Source organism: Curtobacterium sp. AC272, assembly GCF_979258155.1.
Window position 1 is genome coordinate 2187690 of sequence record NZ_OZ409838.1, and the last position, 23496, is coordinate 2211185.

22 protein-coding genes are annotated in these 23496 nt (G+C 71.0%); 6 read left to right on the top strand and 16 right to left on the bottom strand.

Features of this window, described 5'->3' with window-relative positions:
• The first annotated feature begins 229 nt into the window (after positions 1-229).
• From guaB to ACZZ0J_RS11110, 3 genes are all read left to right on the top strand, one after another.
• Positions 230-1732, top strand: coding sequence for an IMP dehydrogenase (gene guaB, locus ACZZ0J_RS11100; RefSeq protein ID WP_123293173.1), 1503 nt, complete (start codon positions 230-232; stop codon positions 1730-1732).
• A 74-nt stretch (positions 1733-1806) separates the two neighbouring features.
• Positions 1807-2190 (top strand): VOC family protein, encoded by a 384-nt coding sequence (locus ACZZ0J_RS11105; protein ID WP_463436906.1) that lies wholly within the window; start codon positions 1807-1809, stop codon positions 2188-2190.
• 191 nt (positions 2191-2381) lie between these two features.
• A complete protein-coding gene (locus tag ACZZ0J_RS11110) occupies positions 2382-3713 on the top strand; it encodes an ABC transporter substrate-binding protein (RefSeq protein WP_194647386.1) in 1332 nt (443 codons plus the stop codon).
• A 169-nt stretch (positions 3714-3882) separates the two neighbouring features.
• Here ACZZ0J_RS11110 and rarD read toward each other — a convergent pair whose 3' ends face one another.
• Positions 3883-4845 carry an EamA family transporter RarD gene (gene rarD / locus ACZZ0J_RS11115; protein WP_463436908.1) on the bottom strand — a complete coding sequence of 321 codons (963 nt, stop codon included), beginning with the start codon at positions 4843-4845 and terminating at the stop codon, positions 3883-3885.
• 154 nt (positions 4846-4999) lie between these two features.
• Positions 5000-5296, bottom strand: coding sequence for a co-chaperone GroES (gene groES / locus ACZZ0J_RS11120; protein WP_110893972.1), 297 nt, complete (start codon positions 5294-5296; stop codon positions 5000-5002).
• A gap of 160 nt (positions 5297-5456) precedes the next feature.
• Here groES and ACZZ0J_RS11125 point away from each other — a divergent pair, with 160 nt between their 5' ends.
• Positions 5457-6647, top strand: a complete 1191-nt coding sequence (locus tag ACZZ0J_RS11125) for a class I SAM-dependent methyltransferase (RefSeq protein WP_463436910.1) — start codon at positions 5457-5459, stop codon at positions 6645-6647.
• On the opposite strand, the gene ACZZ0J_RS11130 is transcribed toward ACZZ0J_RS11125, so the two are convergent.
• The 9 genes from ACZZ0J_RS11130 to glmS form a co-directional block, all read right to left on the bottom strand.
• On the bottom strand, positions 6640-7413 hold the full coding sequence (locus ACZZ0J_RS11130; protein WP_463436912.1) for a DUF4190 domain-containing protein: 774 nt from the start codon (positions 7411-7413) through the stop codon (positions 6640-6642). The two genes, ACZZ0J_RS11125 and ACZZ0J_RS11130, sit on opposite strands and share 8 nt — an antisense overlap.
• A 115-nt stretch (positions 7414-7528) precedes the next feature.
• On the bottom strand, positions 7529-8584 hold the full coding sequence (gene tsaD / locus ACZZ0J_RS11135) for a tRNA (adenosine(37)-N6)-threonylcarbamoyltransferase complex transferase subunit TsaD (protein WP_214546659.1): 1056 nt from the start codon (positions 8582-8584) through the stop codon (positions 7529-7531).
• Complete coding sequence (gene rimI, locus ACZZ0J_RS11140) at positions 8571-9119, bottom strand: ribosomal protein S18-alanine N-acetyltransferase (RefSeq protein WP_463436914.1); 549 nt, start codon at positions 9117-9119, stop codon at positions 8571-8573. The genes tsaD and rimI overlap by 14 nt, the downstream gene beginning before the upstream one ends.
• A 4-nt stretch (positions 9120-9123) precedes the next feature.
• Complete coding sequence (gene tsaB, locus ACZZ0J_RS11145) at positions 9124-9750, bottom strand: tRNA (adenosine(37)-N6)-threonylcarbamoyltransferase complex dimerization subunit type 1 TsaB (protein ID WP_463436916.1); 627 nt, start codon at positions 9748-9750, stop codon at positions 9124-9126.
• Positions 9751-9824: 74 nt separating this feature from the next.
• A complete protein-coding gene (gene tsaE / locus ACZZ0J_RS11150; protein WP_463436918.1) occupies positions 9825-10280 on the bottom strand; it encodes a tRNA (adenosine(37)-N6)-threonylcarbamoyltransferase complex ATPase subunit type 1 TsaE in 456 nt (151 codons plus the stop codon).
• Positions 10281-10329: 49 nt separating this feature from the next.
• Positions 10330-11418, bottom strand: a complete 1089-nt coding sequence (alr, locus tag ACZZ0J_RS11155) for an alanine racemase (protein WP_463436920.1) — start codon at positions 11416-11418, stop codon at positions 10330-10332.
• A 73-nt stretch (positions 11419-11491) separates the two neighbouring features.
• A complete protein-coding gene (gene alr / locus ACZZ0J_RS11160) occupies positions 11492-12595 on the bottom strand; it encodes an alanine racemase (protein ID WP_123671434.1) in 1104 nt (367 codons plus the stop codon).
• Entirely contained in the window at positions 12592-12966 is a 375-nt protein-coding gene (locus ACZZ0J_RS11165; protein WP_463436922.1) for a holo-ACP synthase, read from the bottom strand. Before ACZZ0J_RS11165 ends, alr (ACZZ0J_RS11160) begins: the two co-directional genes overlap by 4 nt.
• A 7-nt stretch (positions 12967-12973) precedes the next feature.
• Entirely contained in the window at positions 12974-14821 is a 1848-nt protein-coding gene (gene glmS / locus ACZZ0J_RS11170) for a glutamine--fructose-6-phosphate transaminase (isomerizing) (RefSeq protein WP_214546653.1), read from the bottom strand.
• 70 nt (positions 14822-14891) lie between these two features.
• Here glmS and ACZZ0J_RS11175 point away from each other — a divergent pair, with 70 nt between their 5' ends.
• Entirely contained in the window at positions 14892-15377 is a 486-nt protein-coding gene (locus ACZZ0J_RS11175) for a glutathione peroxidase (protein WP_111083439.1), read from the top strand.
• A gap of 105 nt (positions 15378-15482) precedes the next feature.
• On the top strand, positions 15483-16427 hold the full coding sequence (gene coaA / locus ACZZ0J_RS11180) for a type I pantothenate kinase (protein WP_123339480.1): 945 nt from the start codon (positions 15483-15485) through the stop codon (positions 16425-16427).
• 246 nt (positions 16428-16673) lie between these two features.
• Here coaA and glmM read toward each other — a convergent pair whose 3' ends face one another.
• The 5 genes from glmM to truA form a co-directional block, all read right to left on the bottom strand.
• Positions 16674-18047, bottom strand: a complete 1374-nt coding sequence (gene glmM, locus ACZZ0J_RS11185) for a phosphoglucosamine mutase (protein ID WP_463436925.1) — start codon at positions 18045-18047, stop codon at positions 16674-16676.
• 22 nt (positions 18048-18069) lie between these two features.
• Positions 18070-18555: a 30S ribosomal protein S9 gene (rpsI, locus tag ACZZ0J_RS11190; RefSeq protein ID WP_111083442.1), complete on the bottom strand. Its 486-nt coding sequence runs from the start codon at positions 18553-18555 to the stop codon at positions 18070-18072.
• Between the two features lie 37 nt (positions 18556-18592).
• Entirely contained in the window at positions 18593-19039 is a 447-nt protein-coding gene (rplM, locus tag ACZZ0J_RS11195) for a 50S ribosomal protein L13 (protein WP_071259898.1), read from the bottom strand.
• A gap of 330 nt (positions 19040-19369) precedes the next feature.
• Positions 19370-22519, bottom strand: a complete 3150-nt coding sequence (locus ACZZ0J_RS11200; protein WP_463436927.1) for an ExeM/NucH family extracellular endonuclease — start codon at positions 22517-22519, stop codon at positions 19370-19372.
• Between the two features lie 81 nt (positions 22520-22600).
• A complete protein-coding gene (gene truA / locus ACZZ0J_RS11205; RefSeq protein ID WP_463436929.1) occupies positions 22601-23455 on the bottom strand; it encodes a tRNA pseudouridine(38-40) synthase TruA in 855 nt (284 codons plus the stop codon).
• Between the last annotated feature and the right edge of the window lie 41 nt (positions 23456-23496).

A 23496-nucleotide genomic window follows, 5' to 3' on the forward strand; every position in this document is an offset into this window, starting at 1 on the left:
GTTCGGATGTCGAGTGACGCTATGGGGATTGTGTGACACCCGTGTTTCCAACTCGTTCCCGCTGTGAGTCGTCGCGCAACCGTGACCTGTGTGGAGGAGAGCCGCGATCCGTTCTCCCAGGCGGAACGCGGAATAGCGGGACGGCCCACGCGCGTTACCATGTCCTATCCGGAACCCGCCGTTGCGTTCTCGGTGTCTCGACCACTTCACTCGCCCACGAAGGGGACCCATGGACCAGCCGGATCCGTTCGGATTCATCGGACTCACGTACGACGACGTCATGCTCCTGCCGGGGCACACCGACGTCATCCCGAGCGAGGCGTCCACCGCGTCCCGGCTCACCAGGCGGATCTCCGTCAACGTCCCGCTGCTCTCCGCAGCGATGGACACCGTCACCGAAGCCCGCATGGCCATCGCCATGGCACGGCAGGGCGGCATCGGGATCCTCCACCGCAACCTCTCCATCGAGGACCAGGCCGCTTACGTCGACAAGGTCAAGCGCTCCGAATCGGGCATGATCACCAACCCGGTGACCACCACCCCGGACGCCACCGTGGCCGAGGTCGACGCGATCTGCGGACAGTTCCGCGTCTCCGGCCTGCCCGTGGTCGAAGCGGACGGCACGCTCGTCGGCATCATCACCAACCGCGACATGCGGTTCGTGGCGACGTTCGAGCAGTCGACCACCTTCGTGCGCGACGTCATGACCAAGGCGCCGCTGATCACCGCGATGGAGGGCATCGACCCCGAAGAAGCCATCGCGATCTTCGCGCAGCACAAGATCGAGAAGCTCCCCCTGGTGGACGCCGAGGGCAAGCTCCGCGGCCTCATCACCGTCAAGGACTTCGACAAGAGCGAGCAGTACCCGGACGCCACCAAGGACGACGAGGGCCGACTGCGCGTCGGTGCCGCGATCGGCTTCTTCGGCGACGCCTGGCAGCGTGCCGAGGCCCTACGTGACGCGGGCGTCGACGTGCTCGTGGTCGACACCGCCAACGGCGAGAGCGAAGGCGTGCTCGACATGGTGCGCCGCCTCAAGGCCGACCCGTCCTTCGCGGACATCGACGTCATCGGCGGCAACGTCGCGACCCGTGCCGGTGCGCAGGCGCTCATCGACGCCGGTGTCGACGCCGTCAAGGTGGGCGTCGGGCCCGGCTCGATCTGCACCACCCGTGTCGTCGCCGGCGTCGGCGTCCCGCAGGTCACCGCCGTGTACGAAGCCTCCCTCGCTGCGCGCGAGGCCGGCGTGCCGATCATCGCCGACGGTGGCCTGCAGTACTCGGGCGACATCGCCAAGGCCCTGGTGGCCGGTGCCGACACCGTCATGCTCGGTTCGCTGCTGGCCGGCACGGACGAGTCCCCCGGCGACCTGGTCTTCGTGGGCGGCAAGCAGTTCAAGGCGTACCGCGGGATGGGCTCCCTGGGCGCACTGCAGACCCGCGGCAAGAAGACCTCGTACTCGAAGGACCGCTACTTCCAGGCCGACGTCCCCAACGACGACAAGCTGATCCCCGAGGGCATCGAGGGCCAGGTGCCCTACCGCGGCTCGGTCGGCAACGTCGTGTACCAGCTCACCGGTGGGCTCCGGCAGTCGATGTTCTACGTCGGCGGCCGGACGATCCCGGAGCTCAAGGCCCGCGGCAAGTTCGTCCGCATCACGGCTGCCGGGCTCAAGGAGTCGCACCCGCACGACGTCCAGATGGTCGTCGAGGCGCCGAACTACCGCAGCTGAGCCGACTGCACCCCGAACGCCCCGCTCCCCACCGGAGCGGGGCGTTCGTCGTCTGCCGGCAGTAGTGTCACGGCATGGTCAGCGCCGTCTCCCACACCACGATCGACTGCCGTGACGCCTTCGCCCTGTCGGAGTGGTGGAAGCAGGTCCTCGGCTACGTCGACATCGCCGACGACCCGAACGCCCCCGGGCACGAGGAGTGCATGATCACCGCACCCGACGGCTCGCACCAGGTGCTGTTCATCCAGGTCCCCGAGGCGAAGTCCGTGAAGAACCGGATCCACTTCGACCTGCGTCCCACCGACCGCACGCGCGATGCCGAGGTCGAGCGACTGCGGGGCATCGGTGCGACCGAGCTCGCGGACCTCCGACACGACGACGGCGGGTGGGTCGTGTTCGCCGATCCGGAGGGCAACGAGTTCTGCGTGCTGCGTTCCGTGGCTGAACTCGACGCCTGACACACGGGCTGCACGGATCGCCGATCCCTGATCCTCCGCACAGAAACGATCACGGCTCGGTAACGAAACACTTTCCGTACCGCCCCGTCACACGGGCGAAACACCGGGACCCTACGTTTCTCGACATCCAGTGGAGGCGCCGCGTTCGACCCGAAGCGGCAACGCCTCCGCGCAGAGAAAGGGCTCCACGGATGATCAGAACCACCCGTGCCACCACGGCACTGGCGTTGGCAGGCGCAGTAGCCGTCCTGCTCGCCGCGTGTTCCACCACCAGCAGCGGCGACTCCCCGTCCAGCTCGGCGTCGAGCGGTGCGAAGAAGGACCCCGCCGCCAGTTGCAAGGCCCCCGACACCCCCAGCACCGACGCACTGAAGATCGGCACGATCCTGCCGCTCACCGGTTCACTGGCGTACCTGAACCCGCCGGCCGAGTCCGGTGTCGGCCTCGCGGTCAAGGACATCAACGCCGCGGGCGGCGTCCTCGACAAGGACGTCACCATCGACCCGGCGACGGACTCGGGCGACAGCAACGACATGACCGTGTCGAGCTCGGCCGCGACGAAGCTCGTGAACGCGAAGGTCCCGGTCGCGATCGGCGCCGAGTCCTCGTCGGTCACGCTCAACGTCATCGACCAGCTCACCAGCAACTGCATCGTCGAGATCTCGCCCGCGAACACCGCGAGCGACCTCTCCGGCTACTCGTCGTACTACTACCGGACCGCTCCGCCGGACTCGGTGCAGGGTTCGGCGCTCGGGCAGCTCGTGACCGGTGACGGCAACGCCAAGGTCGCGTTCCTCGTCTTCAACGACACCTACGGCACGGGCCTCCGCAACTCGGTGCAGTCCGCGGTCGAGGCCTCCGGTGGCCAGGTCGTCTACGGCGGCAAGGGCGAGGGCCAGGAGTTCCCGCCCGGTCAGACCACGTTCTCGTCCGAGGTGACGGCCGCACTCGCAGCCAAGCCGGACGCGATCGTCGTCCTGGCCTTCGACGAGACGAAGTCGATCATCCCGGAGCTCGTCTCGCAGGGGAACACGGCGAAGATCTACATGTCCGACGGCAACACGGCCGACTACTCGAAGGACTTCGACAAGGGCACCCTGAACGGCGCCCAGGGCACCATCCCCGGTGCCTCGCCGAAGGACGACTTCAAGAAGCAGCTGTCCGACTTCTACAAGGAGTCGTCGAACAAGACGCTCGCCGACTACTCGTACGCGGCGGAGTCCTACGACGCCACCGTCCTCGCCGCCCTCGCTGCCGTGAAGGGCAAGGGCACCGACTCGGGCACGATCCAGGCCAACATGGCCGCGGTCTCCGGAGCGGACGGCGGCACCGAGTGCGCCACGTTCAAGGAGTGCGTCGCGCTCCTCGACGACGGCAAGGACATCCACTACACCGGCCCGTCCGGCATCGGTCCGTTCGACGACAACAACGACCCGTCGAGCGCCTACATCGGCATCTACAAGTTCGACGGCGACAACAAGCCCGTCTACCAGAGCGCCATCCAGGGCGCGGTCAAGAAGTAACCAGCACTACCGGTCCCACTCTGGGCCCGAGTCTCGGCTTCACGGAGCCGAGACTCGGGCCCAGCGACGTTTCTCGGCGTCGCGCACGCGAGAACTGTCGCGCACGCCGAGACTCGGGCCAGGCACGGCGCGGCACCGACGGGCGGACGGGAGGCCCGGGGTACGTCCGTCAGGCAGGCTCGGCCGGAGCAGGTGCGAGCGCTCGGCGACGGGACGCCCGCGCGGCGGCGAACGAGTCCGCCGTCAGCACCACGAGCGCCAACCACACGATCCCGAAGCCGAACCAGCGCGCGGGCGGCATCGCCTCGTGCTGCACCACCACACCGACGAGCAGCTGCATCACGGGCGCGAGGTACTGCGTCAACCCGAGGGTCGACAGGCTCACCCGCCGCGCCGAGGACGCGAAGAGCAGGAGTGGGACAGCCGTCGCCGGGCCGGTGAGCACCGTCACCAGGACGTGCACCCAGCCCTCGCTCGTGAACGTCACGCCGCCACCGAGACCCGTCGCGCCGAGGACGACCAGCGCCACGACCGCGATCGGCAGCAGCCACACGGTCTCGATCGTCAGGCCACTCAGCGCGTCGACGGTGCCACCGACCCGCTTCTTCACCAGGCCGTACAGGCCGAAGGAACACGCGAGCACCAGCGAGATCCACGGCACCTGGCCGTAGCCGACGGCGATCACGACGACCGCCACGACGCTGATGCCGACCGCGGCCCACTGCGCCGGCCGCAGGCGTTCGCGGAGCACGACGACGCCGAGCGCGATCGTGACCAGGGGGTTGATGAAGTACCCGAGGGCGGCCTCGACGGTGTGGCCGGTCGTGGTCGCCAGGACGTACACGGTCCAGTTCACCAGGATGAGGACCGCGGCGAGCCCCATCACCGCCATCACCCGGCGCTGCGCCATCAGGGAACGGGTGCGGAGCCACGAGCGGGTGACGGCGATCGCGACCGCGCAGAACACCAGCCCGAAGACGATGCGCCAGGCGACGATCTCGAACGCGCCGGCCGGGGCCATCGCGGCGAAGAGCAGGGGCATGAGGCCCCAGAGCCCGTACGCGACGATCGCCTGCACCACGCCGACGGATGCCTCGCTGCGGACGGGTCGCGCGGGACTCGGTTCACTCACGGAACCATCCTAGGAACGGCCACCGACGGGCCGGGCGTGCCACGGGCCTCCCGGTCGGAGCACGTGCACGCGACGGACCCGCCGGAAGCCCGCAGACGCACGAACGCCCCGCCGGCCGACAGGCCGAACGGGGCGTTCGCGTGGAGTACTGGACTCAGTTGACGACGACCGCGAGGACGTCGCGGGCCGACAGGACCAGCAGGTCCTCGCCCGAGTACTTGACCTCGGTTCCGCCGTACTTGGAGTAGATGACCTTGTCACCCACGGCGACGTCGAGCGGGACGCGGTTGCCGTTGTCGTCGATGCGACCCGGACCCACGGCGACGACCTCGCCCTCCTGGGGCTTCTCCTTCGCGGTGTCGGGGATGACCAGACCGGATGCGGTGGTCTGCTCCGCCTCGACCTGGCGGATGACGATGCGATCCTCGAGCGGCTTGATGCTGACGGCCACGGTGACCTCTTCTTTCTCGGTACGGACTCGGTACAGATGAAAACCGGGTTGGCACTACGCACAGGAGAGTGCCAACGCCAACTCTAGGGGGACACTGGCACTCGGTCAATCCGAGTGCCAGCACATCAGGGGAACATCCAGCACCTGGGAGGATCGGGACATGGAAGCCGCCGAACTCGCCACACTGCTGACCCCTGACGGGATGGCCCTGCTCGACCGTACCCCCGGCGTCTCGGACGGCGGCGAGATCGTCCGGGTGGTGTCGCGGCTTCGCGCCGAGGGGCACGACCGGCAGCTCGTCGCGGCGGTCCTCACCCAGGCCAAGCTCCGGCTGAAGGCCCGTGGCAAGTTCGGCGACTTCGCCGCGCGCATGCTCTTCACCGAGGCCGGACTCGAGCAGGCCACCCGGCTGCAGGTCGCCGCGCAGCACGCCGGACGCTTCGCCGCCGCCGGCCTGACCCGGGTCGCCGACCTCGGGTGCGGGATCGGCGGCGACGCGATGGCCATGGCGGCGCTCGACCTCGACGTCACCGCGGTCGACCGCGACGAGGTCACCGCAGCGGTCGCGACGCACAACCTGGCGGTGTGGCCGAACGCGCGGGTCGAACTCGGTGACGCAGCGGCCTTCGACCTCGGTTCGGTGGACGGCGTCTGGATGGACCCGGCCCGCCGGACGAGCGGCCACTCCGACACCCGCCGACTGGCCGACCCGGACGACTGGTCGCCGTCGCTCGACACCGTGTTCGCGGCCGCGACGCACACCCCGACGGGCGTGAAGCTCGGTCCCGGGATCGACCGCGACCTGATCCCGGACACGGCCGAAGCACAGTGGACGTCCGTCGACCGCGAGGTCGTCGAGCTCGCACTGTGGTTCGGGCCCCTCGCCCGGCCGGGCATCCGCCGCGCCGCCACGGTGATCGGTGCGCACGGCATCGCCGAGATGACCGGCCCGGCAGACTCAGAGGACGCCGGGGTGGGGCCGCTCGGTGCCCACCTGTACGAGCCGGACGGCGCCGTCATCCGCGCGCGACTCATCGGGGACCTGGCACGCGACCTGGACGGCCACATGCTGTCCGACGGGATCGCCTACGTGACCTCGGACCGTGCCGTGTCGACGCCCTTCGCCCAGGGCTTCCGGGTGCTCGACACCATGCCGCTCGACGTGAAGCGGCTGTCAGCGCGACTCGCCGCCGATGACATCGGCACCGTCGAGATCAAGAAGCGCGGCGTGGACGTCGATCCCGCACAGTTCCGCAAGCGGCTGCGGCTGCGCGGGACCGGCCGGGTCACGCTCGTCCTCACCCGGCTGGAGGGCCGGCACACCGCGATCCTGTGCGAGCGGCTCAGCTGAGGAACGCGCCGGTGCCCGAGTCGTAGCCGTAGTCGGAGTAGCCGCTCTGGCCGACCGCCGCGAGGAAGATGATGAAGGCGATCCAGATCAGCCAGACGCCGGTCATCACCCAGCCGGCGATGATGCCGGTCAGGGCGAGCCCTCGGCCGGCCTCACCGTTCTGCTTGATCTTGCCGAGTGCGACGTGGCCGAGGATCGCTCCGGCCGGGCCGAGCAGGATCGCGATGAACCACATCGGGACGGCGGCAAGGCCGAACACGATCGACAGGATCGCCAGCGTGTTCGTCTTCGGGCGCTGCGCGTAGGGCTGGTACCCCGTCGCACCGTAGGCACCCGCCGGCGCGTACGGCTGCTGCTGCGGCTGCGCGTAGGGGTTCTGACCGCCCTGCTGCGCGTACGGGTTCTGCTGGCCGTACGGGTTCTGGGCGGCGCCGTACGGGTCCTGCGGCGCCTGCGGTGCCGAGTACGGGTTCTGCGGCTGCTGCGGAGCCGCGTACGGGTTCGACGGCTGGGGCTGGCCGTACGGGTTGGACTGCTGCGGCTGGCCGTAGGGGTTCGGCTGCTGCGGAGCTGCGTACGGGTTCGACGGCTGCTGCTGCCCGGACGGGTTCTGCGGCTGATCGGGAGCCGACGGGGCCTGGGGTGCGTCGGGGGCCTGCGGTGCGTCCGGAGCGGACGTCCCCTCGGGCTGCGCGCCCGCTGTGCCACCGGTCGTGCCGCCCGGCGTCGTCTCGCCCGGCTTCGGCCACTCGTTCTGATCGGACACCGTCCACCCCTCTCGGCGCCCGGTCTCTCCGACGCCACGTGAATCCTCCCACAGGCGCCCGAGGGCCGACCGGTCGGGGCCCGGACGGTTCAGACCGGGTCGGGGCCCGGACGGTTCAGACCTGGACGGTCGTCACCGGCAACGTCGAGTCGGCCGCGATCCCGAGGTCGCTCGGGGCGTGTCCCTCGGCGACCAGGCGTGCGCCGACGGCCGCGATCATCGCGCCGTTGTCCGTGCACAGGTCGAACGGCGGGATCCGCAGCTGCACGCCCGCGGCGGCGCACCGTTCCTCGGCGACCTGCCGCAGTCGGGCGTTCGCGACCACACCGCCACCAAGCAGGAGCCGGTCCACGCCGGTGTCGCGGCACGCGTTCAGGGCCTTGGTCAGCAGGACGTCCACGACCGCTTCGCGGAAGCTCGCCGCCACGTCGGCCACGGGGACCTCGCGTCCCTCGTCGCGGCAGCGCTCGACCCAGCGAGCGACGGCGGTCTTCAGCCCGGAGAACGAGAAGTCGTACCGGTGCGCGGCCAGGTCCTTCGGCAGCGTCAGGCCGCGGGGGAACCGGATGGCCTTCGGGTCGCCGTCCGCCGCGGCCCGGTCGATCTGCGGCCCGCCGGGGTACGGCAGCCCGAGCAGCCGCGCGACCTTGTCGAACGCTTCACCCGCGGCGTCGTCGATGGTCTCGCCGAGCAGTTCGACGTCGCCGACCAGGTCCTTCACGAGCAGCAGCGAGGTGTGCCCGCCGGACACCAGCAGTGCGATCGTCGGCAGCTCGATGTCGCTGCCGTCCGTGCGCAGGACGTCGGCGCCGACGTGCCCGACCAGGTGGTTCACGCCGTACAGGGGCTTGCCGGTGGCGACGGCGAGCGCCTTCGCGGCACCGACCCCGACCATGAGCGCACCCGCCAGACCCGGCCCGGCGGTGACCGCGACGGCGTCGAGTTCGTCGAGGGTGACCCCGGCCCGCTCGAGGGCCTCGTGCAGCGTCGGGGTCATCGCCTCGAGGTGCGCCCGCGCGGCGACCTCGGGCACGACGCCGCCGTACCGGGCGTGCTCGTCCATGCTCGACGCGATGACGTTCGCGAGCAGGGTGCGCCCCCGCACGATGCCCACGCCCGTCTCGTCACAGCTCGTCTCGATGCCGAGCACCAGTGGTTCAGCCACGCTCATCGAGCGCCTCCTGTCCGATCGGGCCGACGGCCGACGTCGGCGCCGCGTCTGCCGCGACCGGCAGCTCCGCCCGCATCACCCACGCGTCGACGCCGTCCGGCTGGTAGTAGCGGGGCCGGGTCGCGATGTGCTCGAACCCGAACGCCGTGTACATCGACTGCGCGACCGGGTTGTCGGCGCGCACCTCGAGGAACACCTCGCGCACACCGCGGCGACGGGCCTCGTCGAGGAGGTCCGTGAACAGCACCCGTCCGAGTCCCTTGCCGCGCTGCTCGGCTGCGACCGCGATGGTCTGCACGTCGGCGACCGGGTTGCCCGCCAGCGAGGACAGTCCGGCGTACCCGACGACCGACGGCGCGGCCGAGTCGTCGACGGTCTCGATCACGACGTAGTACCCGTGCGGCGAGTACAGCTCGCCCGACATCTGCGACGCCGACCAGGCGTCCGTCGGGAACGAGACGTGCTCGAGCCACATGATGTCGTCGAGGTCCTGCGGGTGCGCCCGCCGCAGGCGGAGCCCGTCCGGCACCGTCACTGCTTCACCCGCTTCGGCGCACCCGGCACTGTGACGTCGGGTTCCCGCAGGTAGAGGGGGTGTCCTGGTCGAACCCCGCGCCGGACCGCAGGCGGTCCGCGGCGAGTGATCCGAGCCTCCAGGCAGGGATGGACAGGGCCGTCACGCGGTCCCAGCCCACCGCTTCGGGCCGGGAGGCACGGATCGCCTCGTCGAGATCGGCGGGCCTGGCGAGACCCGGACCTGCAACCCGCGTGCCGGTCTGGTCGTACGCGCTCCAGTAGACCTCGCGCCGTCGGGCGTCCGTCAGGACGACGAACGGTCCGTCCCGTCGGCCGTCGCGCTCGTCGGCCGCGACCGCGTCGTGGCTGACGAGCGGCAGGACGGGGACGCTGACCGCGGCGCCGAAGGTGCGGGCGGCGGCGATGCCGACGCGCAGGCCGGTGAACGGGCCGGGGCCCATGCCGGCGACGACGCCCGTGACGTCCGCGCCGGTGATGCCCGCTTCGGCGAGCGCCTCGGCCAGGAACGGGCCGATCACCTCGGCGTGCCGGCGGCTGTCCTCGGTGTCGCGGGTGGCGAGGGGCTTGCCGGTGGCCGGGTCGACGACGGCCACGGACGTTCCGGCAGAGGTGTCGATGGCGAGGAGCACCCGTCCATCGTAGGCGGGGTGCGGCGACGTCGACGGCGGCGCTGCTGTCGGGCCGCACGCACGCGCCACCGGGGTCAGAGCGAGACGCCGTCCCAGCGTGGGCCGGTGGCGGTGACGACGACGCGGCGGGGTTCGTCGGGGACGTCGTCCGGGTCCGTGTCGTCGGCGGCTGCGTCCACGGCGCCGGTGGCCCGGGTGATCTCGACGTCGAGCACGCTGTCGCTGATGCCGTCGACCATGCCCCGGCCCCACTCGACCACGACGATCGATGCGTCCCAGTCGAGGTCGAGGTCGTCCAGCTCGACGGGGTCGGACAGCCGGTAGGCGTCGACGTGCACCAGGTCCGGTCCGGCGGTGGTGGGGTGCGTCCGGGCGAGGACGAAGGTCGGGCTCGACACCTGGCCACGCGCGCCGAGGGCAGCGCCGAGGCCACGGGTCAGCGTCGTCTTGCCGGCGCCGAGCGGCCCGGTCAGCACGACCAGGTCCCCGGCACGCAGGACCGCGGCCAACCGCGCCCCGAGCTCGCCCATCGCATCGGTGCCGTCGACGGCTGCGTCCAGCAGGACCCGAGGGTGCCGGTCACGACTGGTCGCCCCGCAGGTACTCCCCGACGCGTCCCTCGATGTCGTGGCCCTCGTAGAACCGTGGCACGCGGGGCCCGATGCGGCAGACGATCTCCTCGCCGATGGTGCCGAGCGAACGGCCCCAGTCGAGGACGGTCATCTCGTCGTGCTCGCCGGTGCCGAACAGGGTCACGGTGTCGCCGGTGCGGACGTCGTCGTCGCCGACGTCGACCAGGAACTGGTCCATGGCCACACGGCCGGCGATCGGGTAGCGCTTGCCGCCGATCGCGACCTCGATGCGGCCCTGCGCCAGACGGGGGACGCCGTCCGCGTACCCGACGGGCACGAGCGCGAGCGTGGTCTCCGAAGTGGTGCGGTACGTGTAGTCGTACGAGACGCCGGTGTCGACGGGGACCCGCTTGGTCTTCGCGACGGACGCCGTCAGGGTCATCACGGGTTCGAGCCCGAGGTCGGCCGCCGAGACACCGTCCGCGCCCGGGATGCCGAACAGGTTGGCGCCCATCCGGACCATGTCCTTGCGGAACTCCTTGCGCTCCAACCCGGCGAGCGAAGCGGCGACGTGCTCCATCGGGAGGTCGAGCCCGAGGTCGTCTGCCTGCTCCACGGCGGCGTCGAAGAGCGCCACGGCGTCGGCGTCGTCCTGGTCCGAGGACTCCGCCAGGTGCGTGTACGCCGCGACGACCTCGACGCGGCCGGCGCGCTGGGCGTCCAGCGCGAGCGACACGAGCGCCGGCCAGGCCGCCGGGGTCGCTCCGTCGCGGTGCAGCCCGGAGTCGAAGCCGAGGTGCACGCGCGCGGGTCGCTGGTCGACGGCGTCGATGACGCGCTGCAGCTCCGGCACGTTCGAGACACCGAGGTCGACGGCGGAGTCGATGGCGTCGCGGAAGTCGAGTGCGGGGTCGTGCTGCCAGGTGAAGAGGTGGACGTCCTCACCGACGCCGATCGACCGCAGACGCAGGGCCGCGGGGACCGTGAGCACCCCGATCCAGCGGATGCCGGCGTCCACCGCGGCGAGCGCGATCGGCTCGAGACCGTGGCCGTAGGCGTCGGCCTTCATGATCGCCATGACCGCGACGGGGTCCATCCACTCGCGGACCAGGTCGAGGTTCGCGCGGTAGGCGTCCAGGTCGATCCGTGCCTGGCGCAGGGTGCGGAGCTCACGTCGTCCTCCGGTGCACGCTGTGGCCGACCCGGGCGACCACCTCGTAGTTGATGGTGCCGATCGCGGCGGCCCAGTCCTCGACCGCGGGGTCGCCGTTCGCCGGGTCGCCCCAGAGCACGGCTTCGTCGCCGATGCTGACGTCGGCGTCGCCGATGTCCACGTGCATGGCGTTCATCGCGACCCGGCCGACCACCGGGAACGTGCGGTCGCCGATGCGGACCGAGACCCGGTTGCCGAAGTCGCGGTCGAACCCGTCGGCGTACCCGAGACCGATGACCGCGAGGCGGGTGTCGGTCGACGCCCGCCAGGTGTAGCCGTAGGACACGCCCTCGCCGGCGCGGACGTCGACGGTGCGGAGCACGGCAGCGGTCACACGCATGGCGGGGCGGAGGCCGAGGTCGGCCGACGTGCGGTCGGTGAACGGGCTCAGGCCGTACAGGGCGAGTCCGACGCGGGACAGGTCGCGGCGCGTCTCCGGCACGGCGATGCTCGCGGCGCTCGCGGCGAGGTGCACCAGGTCGGGCACGATGCCGTTGGCGGCGAGGCCGTCGAGTGCGCGCTGCAGTGCGGCGTCCTGGTCGAGGTCGTCCGTGCGCGACGCGTTCGACAGGTGCGACATCAGCCCCTCGACACGGGTGCGGTTGCCACCACGGGCGAGGGCGCCGGCGGTCGCGAAGAGTTCGGCCCACTCGGACTCGACCGCACCGTTGCGGCTCAGGCCGGTGTCGACGCAGATGTGCACGGCGCCGACCTCGGAGTCGGCAGCGGCGGACAACTGCTCGACGCTCGACACCGCCGGGGTGATGCCGTACTGCGCTGCCCGGCGGAAGTCCTCGTCGGGGGCGTGCAACCACGCGAGGATCCGGACGTCCTCGTCGATGCCGCCCTGCCGGAGCGCGACGGCCTCGTCGATGTCCGCGACGCCGAGCCACTCGGCACCGGCGTCGACGAAGGCCCGTGCGGCGTCGAGCGCGCCGTGGCCGTAGGCGTTGGCCTTGACGACCGCGATGACACCGGCCGGTGCGACCTGCTCGGCGATCGTCGCGTAGTTCTCGATCAGCGCTTCACGATCGACCGTGATGCCGGTGAACGCACTCACTTCGTTGTTCCCTCCAGGACCACGAACGCGGTCGCGATCCCTCCATCATGCGAGAGCGACAGGTGCACGCTCGTCACGCCACGCGCATCCGCCACCTGTCGCGCCTGTTGGTGCAGCGTCAGCGACGGGTTGCGCTGATCGTCCGACACGACCTCGAGGTCCTGCCAGCTGAGCCCGGCACTGGAGCCGAACGCCTTGATCAGGGCCTCCTTGGCCGCGAACCGCGCAGCGAGCGACGCGATCGGCCGTGGTTCGCCGTCGCGGACCTGCTCGGCCGGGGTGAACAACCGCGCACGCATCGCCGGCGTGCGCGACAGCACCCGCTCGAACCGCTCCAGGTCCACCACGTCGACCCCGATGCCGATGATCATCGTGCGACTACTCGACGGTGACCGACTTCGCGAGGTTGCGCGGCTGGTCGACGTCGAGGCCCTTGGCCGCGGCGAGCTCCATGCCGAACATGTGCAGCGGCGCCACGGCGAGCAGCGGCTCGAACAGCGGGGTCGCGAGCGGGATGCGCAGGACCTCGTCGGCGAAGGGCAGTACGGCGGCGTCGCCCTCTTCCGCGATGGCGATCACGCGAGCACCACGGGCGCGGATCTCCTGGATGTTCGACACGACCTTCGGGTGCAGCGACCGCGGGTCACGCGGCGACGGCACGATGACGAAGACGATCTGCCCGGGCTCGATGAGCGCGATCGGGCCGTGCTTGAGCTCACCGGCGGCGAAGCCCTCGGCGTGGATGTACGCGAGCTCCTTGAGCTTGAGCGCACCCTCGAGCGCGATCGGGTAGCCGACGTGGCGACCGAGGAACAGCACGCTGCGGGTGTCCGCCATCCAGCGCGCCAGGTCCTTGATGCCGGCGGCGTCGTCGATGGTCTGCTGCAGCTTCGGGGCCAGGCCCTCGAGCTCGGCGACCTGCTCGGCGATCTGCTCCGCCGTCATGGTGCCGCGGAGGGTGGCCAGGTGCAGGCCCAGCAGGTACAGCGCGACGCCCTGGGCGATGAAGGCCTTGGTCGACGCGACGGCGACCTCGGGCCCGGCGTGCGTGTAGATCACGGCGTCGGACTCGCGCGGGATCGTCGCGCCCTGGGTGTTGCAGATCGACAGCACCTGCGCGCCCTGCTCGCGGGCGTACTTGACGGCCATGAGCGTGTCCATGGTCTCGCCGGACTGGCTGATCGAGACGACGAGCGTGCGGTCGTTCAGCACGGGGTCGCGGTAGCGGAACTCGTGGGCGAGCTCGACCTCGACCGGGATGCGGGCCCACTGCTCGATGGCGTACTTGCCGAGGATGCCGGCGTACGCAGCGGTGCCGCAGGCGATCACGATGACGCGGTCGACCGTTGCCAGGCGCTCGGCGATCGGGTCGAGGTCGGTCAGGGTGACGGCGCCGTCGTGCACGCGGCCGAGGATCGTCTTGGCGACGGCCTCGGGCTCCTCGCTGATCTCCTTCGCCATGAACGAGGACCAGCCGCCCTTGTCGGCGGCGGAGGCGTCCCAGTTCACCTCGAACTCGCTCGGGGTGGCCGGGGTGCCGTCGAAGTGGATGACGTCGACGCCGTCGGGGCGGATCGTGGCGATCTCGTCCTGCCCGATCGCGAGCGCGCGCTGGGTGTAGGCGACGAACGCGGCGACGTCCGAGCCCATGAAGTTCTCGCCGTCACCGAGGCCGACCACGAGCGGGGAGTTGCGACGGGCGCCGACGACGACGCCGGGCTGGTCGGCGTGCACGACGAGGAGCGTGAACGCTCCGTCCAGTCGCTGTACGGCCTGCTGCATGGCGGCGGTCAGGTCACCGGTCTCGCGGAACGCCCGACCGACCAGGTGCGCGGCGACCTCGGAGTCGGTCTCGCTGCGGAACTCGATGCCCTCGGCCTGCAGCTCGGCGCGCAGCTCGGAGAAGTTCTCGATGATGCCGTTGTGGATGAGGGCGAGCTTGTCGCCGTCGGCCAGGTGCGGGTGGGCGTTGCCGTCCGTCGGGCCGCCGTGGGTCGCCCAGCGGGTGTGCCCGATGCCCGTGGTGCCGTCCGGGATCGGCGACGACTCGAGCTCGTCGACGAGGGCCTGGAGCTTGCCCGCCTTCTTGGCGGAGACGAGGTCTCCGGCGGGGTCGACCACGGCGATGCCCGCCGAGTCGTAGCCGCGGTACTCGAGGCGACGGAGGCCACCGAGGAGGACGTCCTGGCTGCTGTTGCTGCCGACGTAGCCGACGATTCCACACATGGAAGCGATCCTACGGTCTGCCTGAGCGCGGACCCTGCGAAGCAGCAGGGCTGGGGATAACGTTTCGGCCATGGGACGCTTCGACGACATCGCCATCACCACGCTGCACGGCGAGGACACCACCTTCGGTTCGTTCGCGGACAAGGCGGTGCTGGTCGTGAACGTCGCGTCGCGGTGCGGTCTCGCTCCGCAGTACGAGCAGCTCGAGGCCCTCCAGAAGCAGTACGGCCCGCGCGGCTTCACGGTCCTCGGGTTCCCGAGCAACCAGTTCCTGCAGGAGCTCGGCTCGTCCGAGGCCATCGACGAGTACTGCTCCACCACGTGGGGCGTCACCTTCCCGATGTCCGAGAAGGTCAAGGTGAACGGCAAGAGCGCGCACCCGCTCTACCAGGCGCTCAAGGAGACCCCGGACGCCGACGGCAAGGCCGGTCGGGTCAGCTGGAACTTCGAGAAGTTCCTCGTCGCCCCCGACGGCACCGTCTCGCGCTTCCGTCCGACCACGAAGCCGGACGCCCCCGAGGTGATCGCGGCCATCGAGGCCGCCCTGCCCGCCTGACGCACCGCGTCCTGCGGACGCACACCGAGCACTGGACGGGAGGCCCGGTGCAGGTGAGCCGGTCAGCGCACCTGCACCGGGCCTCCCGTCTGTACGCTCGTCCCCATGCCGATCCCGGAGACCGCCGTCGCGCACCCGACCCCGTTCGTGGAGATCCCGCGGCACGAGTGGTCGCAGCTCGCACCCAAGGAGCACCTGTCGCTCACCGAGACCGAGATCGTGCAGCTGCGCGGGCTCGGCGACCGGTTGGACATGCAGGAGGTGCAGGAGGTCTACCTCCCGCTGTCGCGGCTGCTGACGCTCTACGCCGCCGGTGCACGGAACCTGCACGCGTCGACATCGGCGTTCCTGGGTGACCGAGCCGGACGCACGCCGTTCGTGATCGGCGTCGCCGGGTCCGTCGCCGTCGGCAAGTCGACCGTCGCCCGACTGCTCCGCGAGCTGACGAAGCGCTGGCCGGACACCCCACGGGTCGAGCTGGTGACCACCGACGGCTTCCTGTACCCGAACGCCGAGCTCGAGCGTCGCGGGATCATGGACCGGAAGGGCTTCCCGGAGTCCTACGACCGTCGCTCCCTGCTGCGGTTCGTCAGCCAGGTGAAGAGCGGCGCGACCGAGGTCCGGGCGCCGTACTACTCGCACCTGGTCTACGACATCGTGCCGGACGCCGAGATCGTCGTCCGCCAGCCGGACATCCTCATCGTCGAGGGCCTGAACGTGCTCGCCCCGCCGGTGCACGGGCGGCTCGCGCTGTCCGACCTGTTCGACTTCACGATCTACGTCGACGCCAAGACCAAGGACATCGAGGCCTGGTACGTCGACCGGTTCCTGGCGCTGCAGGAGGAGGCGTTCTCGAGCCCGGACTCGTTCTTCCACCGGTTCGCCTCGCTGTCGCGCGACGACGCGGTCCGGACGGCGACCGAGGTCTGGCGGGCGATCAACGAGCCGAACCTGCTCGAGAACGTCCTGCCCACGCGCTCCCGCGCGACCCTGGTGCTGAAGAAGGCCGCCGACCACAAGGTGAACTCGGTCCTGCTCCGCAAGATCTAGCGCGGGTGCGCGCTGGTGCGCGCCCCGGTACGGTCATCGCGCCCCCAAGAGTCGGGGCGCAACGACCGCAGCGGGGCGCGCAGCGCAAGCGGCGCGCGACGCGAGCGCGACGCGGTCGCGAGCACGGGTGCGCCCGGGTGTGCGCCCCCGTACGGTCATAGCGCCCCGAAGAGTCGGGGCGCGACGCCCGCACCGGGGCGCGAACGCGGCGCGCGCGCAGCGCGAAGTCGCGCCCGGCACCCCGGCCTACGCGGCGTCGAGCGCCAGGCGCTCCTGCACGACGGCGGCGAGCGCCTCGGCGATGCGCTGGGCATCGTCCTGCGAGGCGGCCTCGACCATCACGCGCACGACGGGCTCGGTGCCCGACGGGCGGAGCAGGACGCGACCGGTGTCACCGAGTGCTGCTGAAGCCGCGGCGACCGCGTCCTGCACACCCTGGTCGGCGAGACCGTGCCGGTCGACGCCACGGACGTTGAGCAGCACCTGCGGGAACACCGTCATGCACGATGCGAGCTCCTGCAGCGACTTGCCCGTGCGCGCCATCTCGGCGACCAGGTGCAGCCCGGTCAGGATGCCGTCGCCCGTGGTGGCGTACTCGTTGAAGATGATGTGGCCGGACTGCTCGCCACCGATGGAGTAGTCACCCTCGTTCATCTTCTCGAGCACGTAGCGGTCGCCGACGCCGGCCTCGATCACGGTGATGCCCGCATCCGCCATGGCCCGCTTCAGCCCGAGGTTGGACATGACCGTCGCGACGAGGGTGTCGTCCTTCAGCCGACCGCGCTCCTGCAAGGACAGCGCCAGGATCGCCATGATCTGGTCACCGTCGATGGCGTTGCCCGCGGCGTCCACCGCCAGGCAGCGGTCGGCGTCGCCGTCGTGCGCGATGCCGACGTCCGCGCCGGCAGCCAGGACGGCGCGGGACAGGTTGTCGATGTGGGTCGAGCCGACGCCGTCGTTGATGTTCCACCCGTCGGGCTCGGCGCCGATGAGCGTCACGCGGGCCCCCGCGTTCACGAACACCTCGGGCGAGACGCCGGCGGCGGCACCGTTGGCACAGTCGAGCACGACGTGGATGCCGTCGAGCCGGTGCGGCAGCGTGCCGAGCAGGTGGACGACGTAGCGGTCCTCGGCGTCGGCGAACCGGGTGATCCGGCCGACGTCGATGCCGGTGGGGGTCGGCGCGGAGTGGTCGTGCATGGCCGCTTCGATGCGGTCCTCGACCTCGTCCGGCAGCTTCCGACCACCCGTGGCGAAGAACTTGATCCCGTTGTCCGGGGCAGGGTTGTGCGACGCGGAGATCATCACGCCGAAGTCGGCGTCGATGTCCGCGACGAGGAACGCCGCAGCGGGAGTGGGGATGACCCCGGCGTCGAGCACGTCGACGCCGGCGGAGGCGAGCCCGGCCGCGACAGCGGACCCGAGGAACTCACCGGAGACGCGCGGGTCGCGCGCCAGGACCGCGCGCGGGCGCGGTCGACCGGACGCCCGGCGGGCGTCGGCATGGTGTCCGTGTGTGAGGACGGCCGCGCTCGCCTGGGCAAGACCCAGTGCGAGCGCGGCCGTCAGCTCGCCGTTGGCGAGACCACGAACCCCGTCGGTACCGAACAGACGCGGCATTGCGATCTTCAGCCGGTGACGACTAGCGCTTCGAGAACTGCGAAGCCTTGCGGGCCTTCTTGAGACCGGCCTTCTTGCGCTCGATGACGCGGGCGTCACGGGTGAGGAAGCCGGCCTTCTTGAGGGTCGCGCGGTTGTTCTCGCGGTCGATCTCGTTCAGGGTGCGGGCGATGGCGAGGCGGAGTGCGCCGGCCTGACCCGAGGGGCCGCCACCGGTGATGCGGGCGACGACGTCGTACGAGCCGAGGAGCTCGAGGACCTTGAACGGGTCGTTGATGAGCTGCTGGTGGAGCTTGTTCGGGAAGTAGTCCTCGAGCGAGCGACCGTTCACGACGAACGTGCCGGAGCCCGGAACGAGGCGAACGCGCGCGATGGCCTCCTTGCGGCGCCCGACGGCACCGCCGGAGACGTTGAGGATCTGACGGGGAGCAGCCTCGGCAGCGGCGGGTGCGCTCTCCGTGGTGAAGCTCTCCGGGGTCTGGTCGAGGGAATCAGCGATCTGAGCCATGAGTTTTTTCGTGTCCTTGAAGTCGTCGTGGCCGGAACTACTGTGCGACCTGGTCGAAGATGTACGCCTTGGGCTGCTGCGCGGAGTGCGGGTGCTCCGCGCCGGCGTAGACCTTCAGCTTCTTGAGCTGCTCGCGACCGAGGGTGTTCTTCGGCAGCATGCCGCGGATCGCCTTCTCGACGGCGCGGGTGGGGTGCTTCTCGAGCATCTCCGGGTAGGAGGTCGCCGTCAGGCCGCCCGGGTACCCGGAGTGGCGGTAGTAGACCTTCTTCGCGAGCTTCGAACCGGTCAGGGCGACCTTGTCGGCGTTCACGATGATGACGTAGTCACCCATGTCCATGTGCTGGGCGAAGGTGGCCTTGTGCTTGCCGCGCAGGAGCGCCGCGGCGTGGGTGGCGAGACGGCCGAGGACGACGTCGGTCGCGTCGATTACGATCCAGTCGTGCTGGACGTCTGCCGGCTTCGGTGAGAACGTGCGAGTCACAGGAGTGCTGCTTTCGTGTCGAGGTGAGGAGTCCGTGAATCCCACTCCGGTCGGGGTTCCCCGCGGCAGAAGCCGGCGGAACGCCCGGATGGAGGGCTCATCTGACTGTCCGGCGCGCGTGGCGCACAGACCAAGGTGAGAGCCTAGCCGACGCGGGTCGCGTCGGTCAAACGCAGCCACTGCCGGACGGGAGGCCCGTGGCGGCCTGGCCACGGGCCTCCCGTCCGTCCTGCACTCGCGCCCACCCCGCATGGTGAGCAGTAATGGTCGGGTCGCGCACGGCGAACCCGACCATTCCTGCTCACGAAGTGCCCCCGTGGGGCGTGGGGACTACCCCGCGGCGGCCGCGGTCCTCCGACGGCGGACGATCAGGACGCCGGCACCCGCGGCGAGCAGCAGGAACGCGACCAGCGCACCGGCACCGAGGCCCTCGGCACCCGTGAACGCGAGCTGCCCGTCAGCGGTGATCGTGATCGGGGCCCAGCCGATCAGGCTCCCGTCCGCGGCCGTCACCGCGAGGCGGTGTGCACCAGCGGGGGTGTCCGACGGGATCGTGACGCGCCCCGTGCCGTCAGCGGCGACCGTCACGGTGCCGAGCAGCGTCGGCGTCGAGTACAACCACACGTTCACGACGTCACCCGCGTACTGCGTGCCCACCGTGACCGTGATGGTCTCCCCCGCACGAGCGGACGACGGCGCCGAGACGCTCCCGCGGTTCGCGTCGGTCAGGCCGGTCTCCGACGGGGCCACCGGGCCGATCGGAGCGGTCGGCGACGGCGACGGCGACGGCGACGGCGACGGCGTCGGGGTCGGGGTCGTGCCGCCGTCACCCGGCGTCGGGGTCGGGGTCGTGCCGCCGTCACCCGGCGTCGGCGTCGGGGTCGGGGTCGGCACCGGGGTCGGGTCGGTACCGGGGTCCGTGCCCGGGTCCGTCCCCGCAGCGTCGAGGTCGAAGCCGACCAGGATCGGGTCGTGGTCGCTCGCGCGGAACACGTCGTCGGTGTACAGGTCCGACGCGTTGTAGTTGTAGCGGCTGTACTCCAGGCCCACCGACTCGACCGAGTTGATGTTCCAGATGTCCACGCCCGTGACCGTCTCGGTGGCGGCCGGGGACGCGAACACGTGGTCGAGCGACCCGCTCAGGCCGGAGAACACGTACGAGTACTCGGTGGCGTCGAGCGCCGGGCCGAGGTCGGTGTAGCCGGCGTCGTCGAGGACGACCACCGGGTCCTCCTTGCTGTAGGCGTTGAAGTCGCCGAGCATGAACACCTTGTCGGTGCCGTACTGCGCCTGCATGTCGGTGGAGAAGGTCACGAGGGCCTTGGCCTGCCGCACCCGGTCGGCGTTCGAGGCGCCCTGGCCGTCGCCCTGGTCGGCGTTCTCGCCGGTGCCGGAGCCCTTCGACTTGAAGTGGTTCGCGATCACCAGGAAGTCATCGTCGGCGGTGCCGCCGACGGGGCGGAACGCGTCCGCGACGGGCTGCCGGGCGTTGGTGAACGCGGCGTCGAGCAGGATCGTCGAGTCGCCGACGGGTTCGACGCGGTCCTGCTTGTAGATGAGCGCGAGGCGGATGACGTCCTCGCTCGCCGGAACGGTCGCGGGGGACTTCGCGAAGGCCCAGGTGTCCTCGCCCGTGGCGGCGTTGAGGGCGTCGACGAGCGTGGCGACCGCGGCGTCGCGGTCCTGGCCGAAGCGCGCCGAGTTCTCGATCTCCTCGAGCGAGACGACGTCCGCGCCGAGGCCGTTGATCGCCTTGACGATCTTGACCTGCTGGCGCAGGAAGTCCTCCTGCTCAGCAGCACCGCGGGCGTCGCAGCCGGAGTTCACCGTGACGGGGTCGCCCGCGCGGTCGGTGTAGTACGAGCACCCGGTGAGCTGGTCACCCGTGGTCGGGAAGTAGTTCAGCACGTTGAACCCGGCGAGCTTCAGGTCGCCGCCGACGTCCTGCGGCTTCGCCTGACGCACGTTCGAGAACGCCGCGGGCAGGTCCGCCGCCGGGGTCGCTCCGGTGATCGGCGCGGTCGGCTGGAACTTCCACCCGCTGTTGCGGTAGTCGAGGACGACCGGACCCTCGAACGTGGCGGTCGCACCGACGGTGACCGGGCCCTGGGTCAGCCACGACACCGGGATGCCCTGGTTCGCCTTCGTCAGGAAGTTGGTGCTGGCACCGTCGTCGAGCGTGACCTTGCGCGCGGCGTTGGACGCCTCGACGGCCTTCGCCTCGGCGCTGCCGGGGCGACCGACCTCGGTCGGCTGGACGAGCCGGCCGGCGCCGCTGGCGAGCACGACCTCGCCGTACTGGTTCGTCGTGTAGTTGTCGGCGACCGTGAAGGAGCCCTGCGGGGCGATGATCATGCTCTCGAGCGACTCGCGCTGCGCGTCCGACGACGGGAACGCGACCGCGGCGGGCTGCGGGGCGACGACGGTGTCGGTGAGCTTCTGGAACGACGCTGTGTTCGACACGGTGAGCTCGGTCAGGCCGAAGTACTCGGAGACCGCACCGGTGACCCGCACGTGGTCGCCCTCGGCCACCAGCCCGGCGGTCGCGGACGAGAAGACGAACACGGCGTCGGACGCCGTGTGGGTGCCGAAGTCGATCGCGCCGCCGGTCCCCGGGGTCTGGATCGTGTAGCCGTTGAAGCCGCCGGACGCGTAGACCGCGGTGACGACGCCGTCGGTGGTGACGGTCTTGCCGGCGTAGGGCGAGGTGTCCGTGGTGCCCTGCAGCTGCGCGATGGTGACGGCCTCGGCGGGGGCGCCGGGGTCCGTCGGGTCTGTCGGCTCTGTCGGGTCGGTGGGCTCGGTCGGGTCGGTCGGCGCAGCCGTCTCGCCCGCGGCGTTCCGCGGGGTCAGGGTCGTCGTCACCGAGAAGTCCGCGCCGTTGTCGTCGGTGTCCGTCGTGCCCTGGCGGACCAGGCCGTTCGGCACGGCGTTCGCGCCCTCGACGGTGCGCACGGTGCCCTCGAAGGTGTTCGAAGCGCCGTAGCCGAGCAGGTCGACGACACCAGCGGTGCCGGTCGTCACCGGTCCCGCGGCGAGCGCCACCGGTGTGGCGGCGTCGGACAGCACGAGCGTGCCCGTGGTGCCGGAGGGGTTCAGCGAGGCGGTGTCGTCCGCCGTCGGCAGGTCCGCTCCGACCGGGGTGGCGCCGCCGTTGCCGGCCATCGACACCAGGAACGTGCCCTCGGCCGGCACCGTCCCCTCGAGCGCGCTCGTCGAGAAGGCGCCGGTGCTCGTCGCCGAGCGGTACTGCAGCGACCAGCCGTCGAGCGACACCGGGGCGTCGGTCGGGTTGCCGATCTCGATGAACTTCTGGTTGTAGAAGGCGCCGTTGCTGCCGGCCTTCAGGTAGGCCTCCTCGATGACGAGGCCACTCCCCTCGGGGTTCGCGGTCGCTGCGGTGACGGTGACGAGCGGGGCCGCGAGGAGTGTCGCAGCAGCCGTGGCGCACAGCAGAGTGCGCCCGAGGAGGTTGGGCATGCCCGCACGCTACCGACCTGCAGAGTCGCTCAGGTTGCGTCGAGGTAAATGATTGCGTTCGGCAACATCAGGACCGGGCGTTCACTCCCGCCGTGCCCGCGTCTGCTCCGCCCGACCCGCGAGCTCATCGTCGGCCGGGTACCCCACCTCGGTCAGGGTCAGCCCCTTCGCCGGCGCCGTCTTGAACGCGCTCGTCCGCGTCTCGGCGACGCGGAGCTCCTCGAGCCGTTCCGGCCCGAACCGCCCCTCGCCGACGGCGATGGTCGCCCCGACCATCGCACGCACCATGGAGTGGCAGAACGCATCGGCCTGGAGGCGCGCCACCAGCACGCCGTCCGGCTCGCGGTCCCAGCGGAACTCCTGCAACGTCCGGATGGTCGTCGCGCCCTCGCGCGGCTTGCAGAACGTCGCGAAGTCGTGCAGCCCCAACAGCGTCAGCGCACCGCGCTCCATCGCTGCCGGGTCGAGGCTCGCCCCGTGCCAGACCGTGTACCCGCGCCGACGTGGATCGCGCGGGGCGTCGGCGTCCGCGATCCGGTACTCGTACCGTCGCCAGAGCGGCGAGAACCGGGCGTCGAACCCGTCCGGCGCGACCGACGCCCGGGTGACGACGACGTCGCCCTCCGGTGCCGCGATCCCGTTGACGCGTTTGACGAGACCGTCCAGCGGCGAGCGCCCCGTGCCGCGCTTGGCGCTGAGCGCGTCCCACTGCTCGGCGGAGAGGTCGAGGTGGGCGACCTGCCCGGTGGCGTGCACGCCGGCGTCGGTGCGTCCGGCGACGGTGAGCAGTGGCGGCTCGCCCCACCGGGTGAAGACGGTGGCGAGGGCGGCCTCGAGCGCGCCCTGCACGGTCCGCAGCCCGGGCTGCCGGGCCCACCCGGAGAACGCGGCCCCGTCGTACGCGATGTCCAGCCGCAGTCGCACCGTTTCGCTCACGTGCCCACGGTAGCGATGTCAGCGCCACGTCAGTGCCGCGT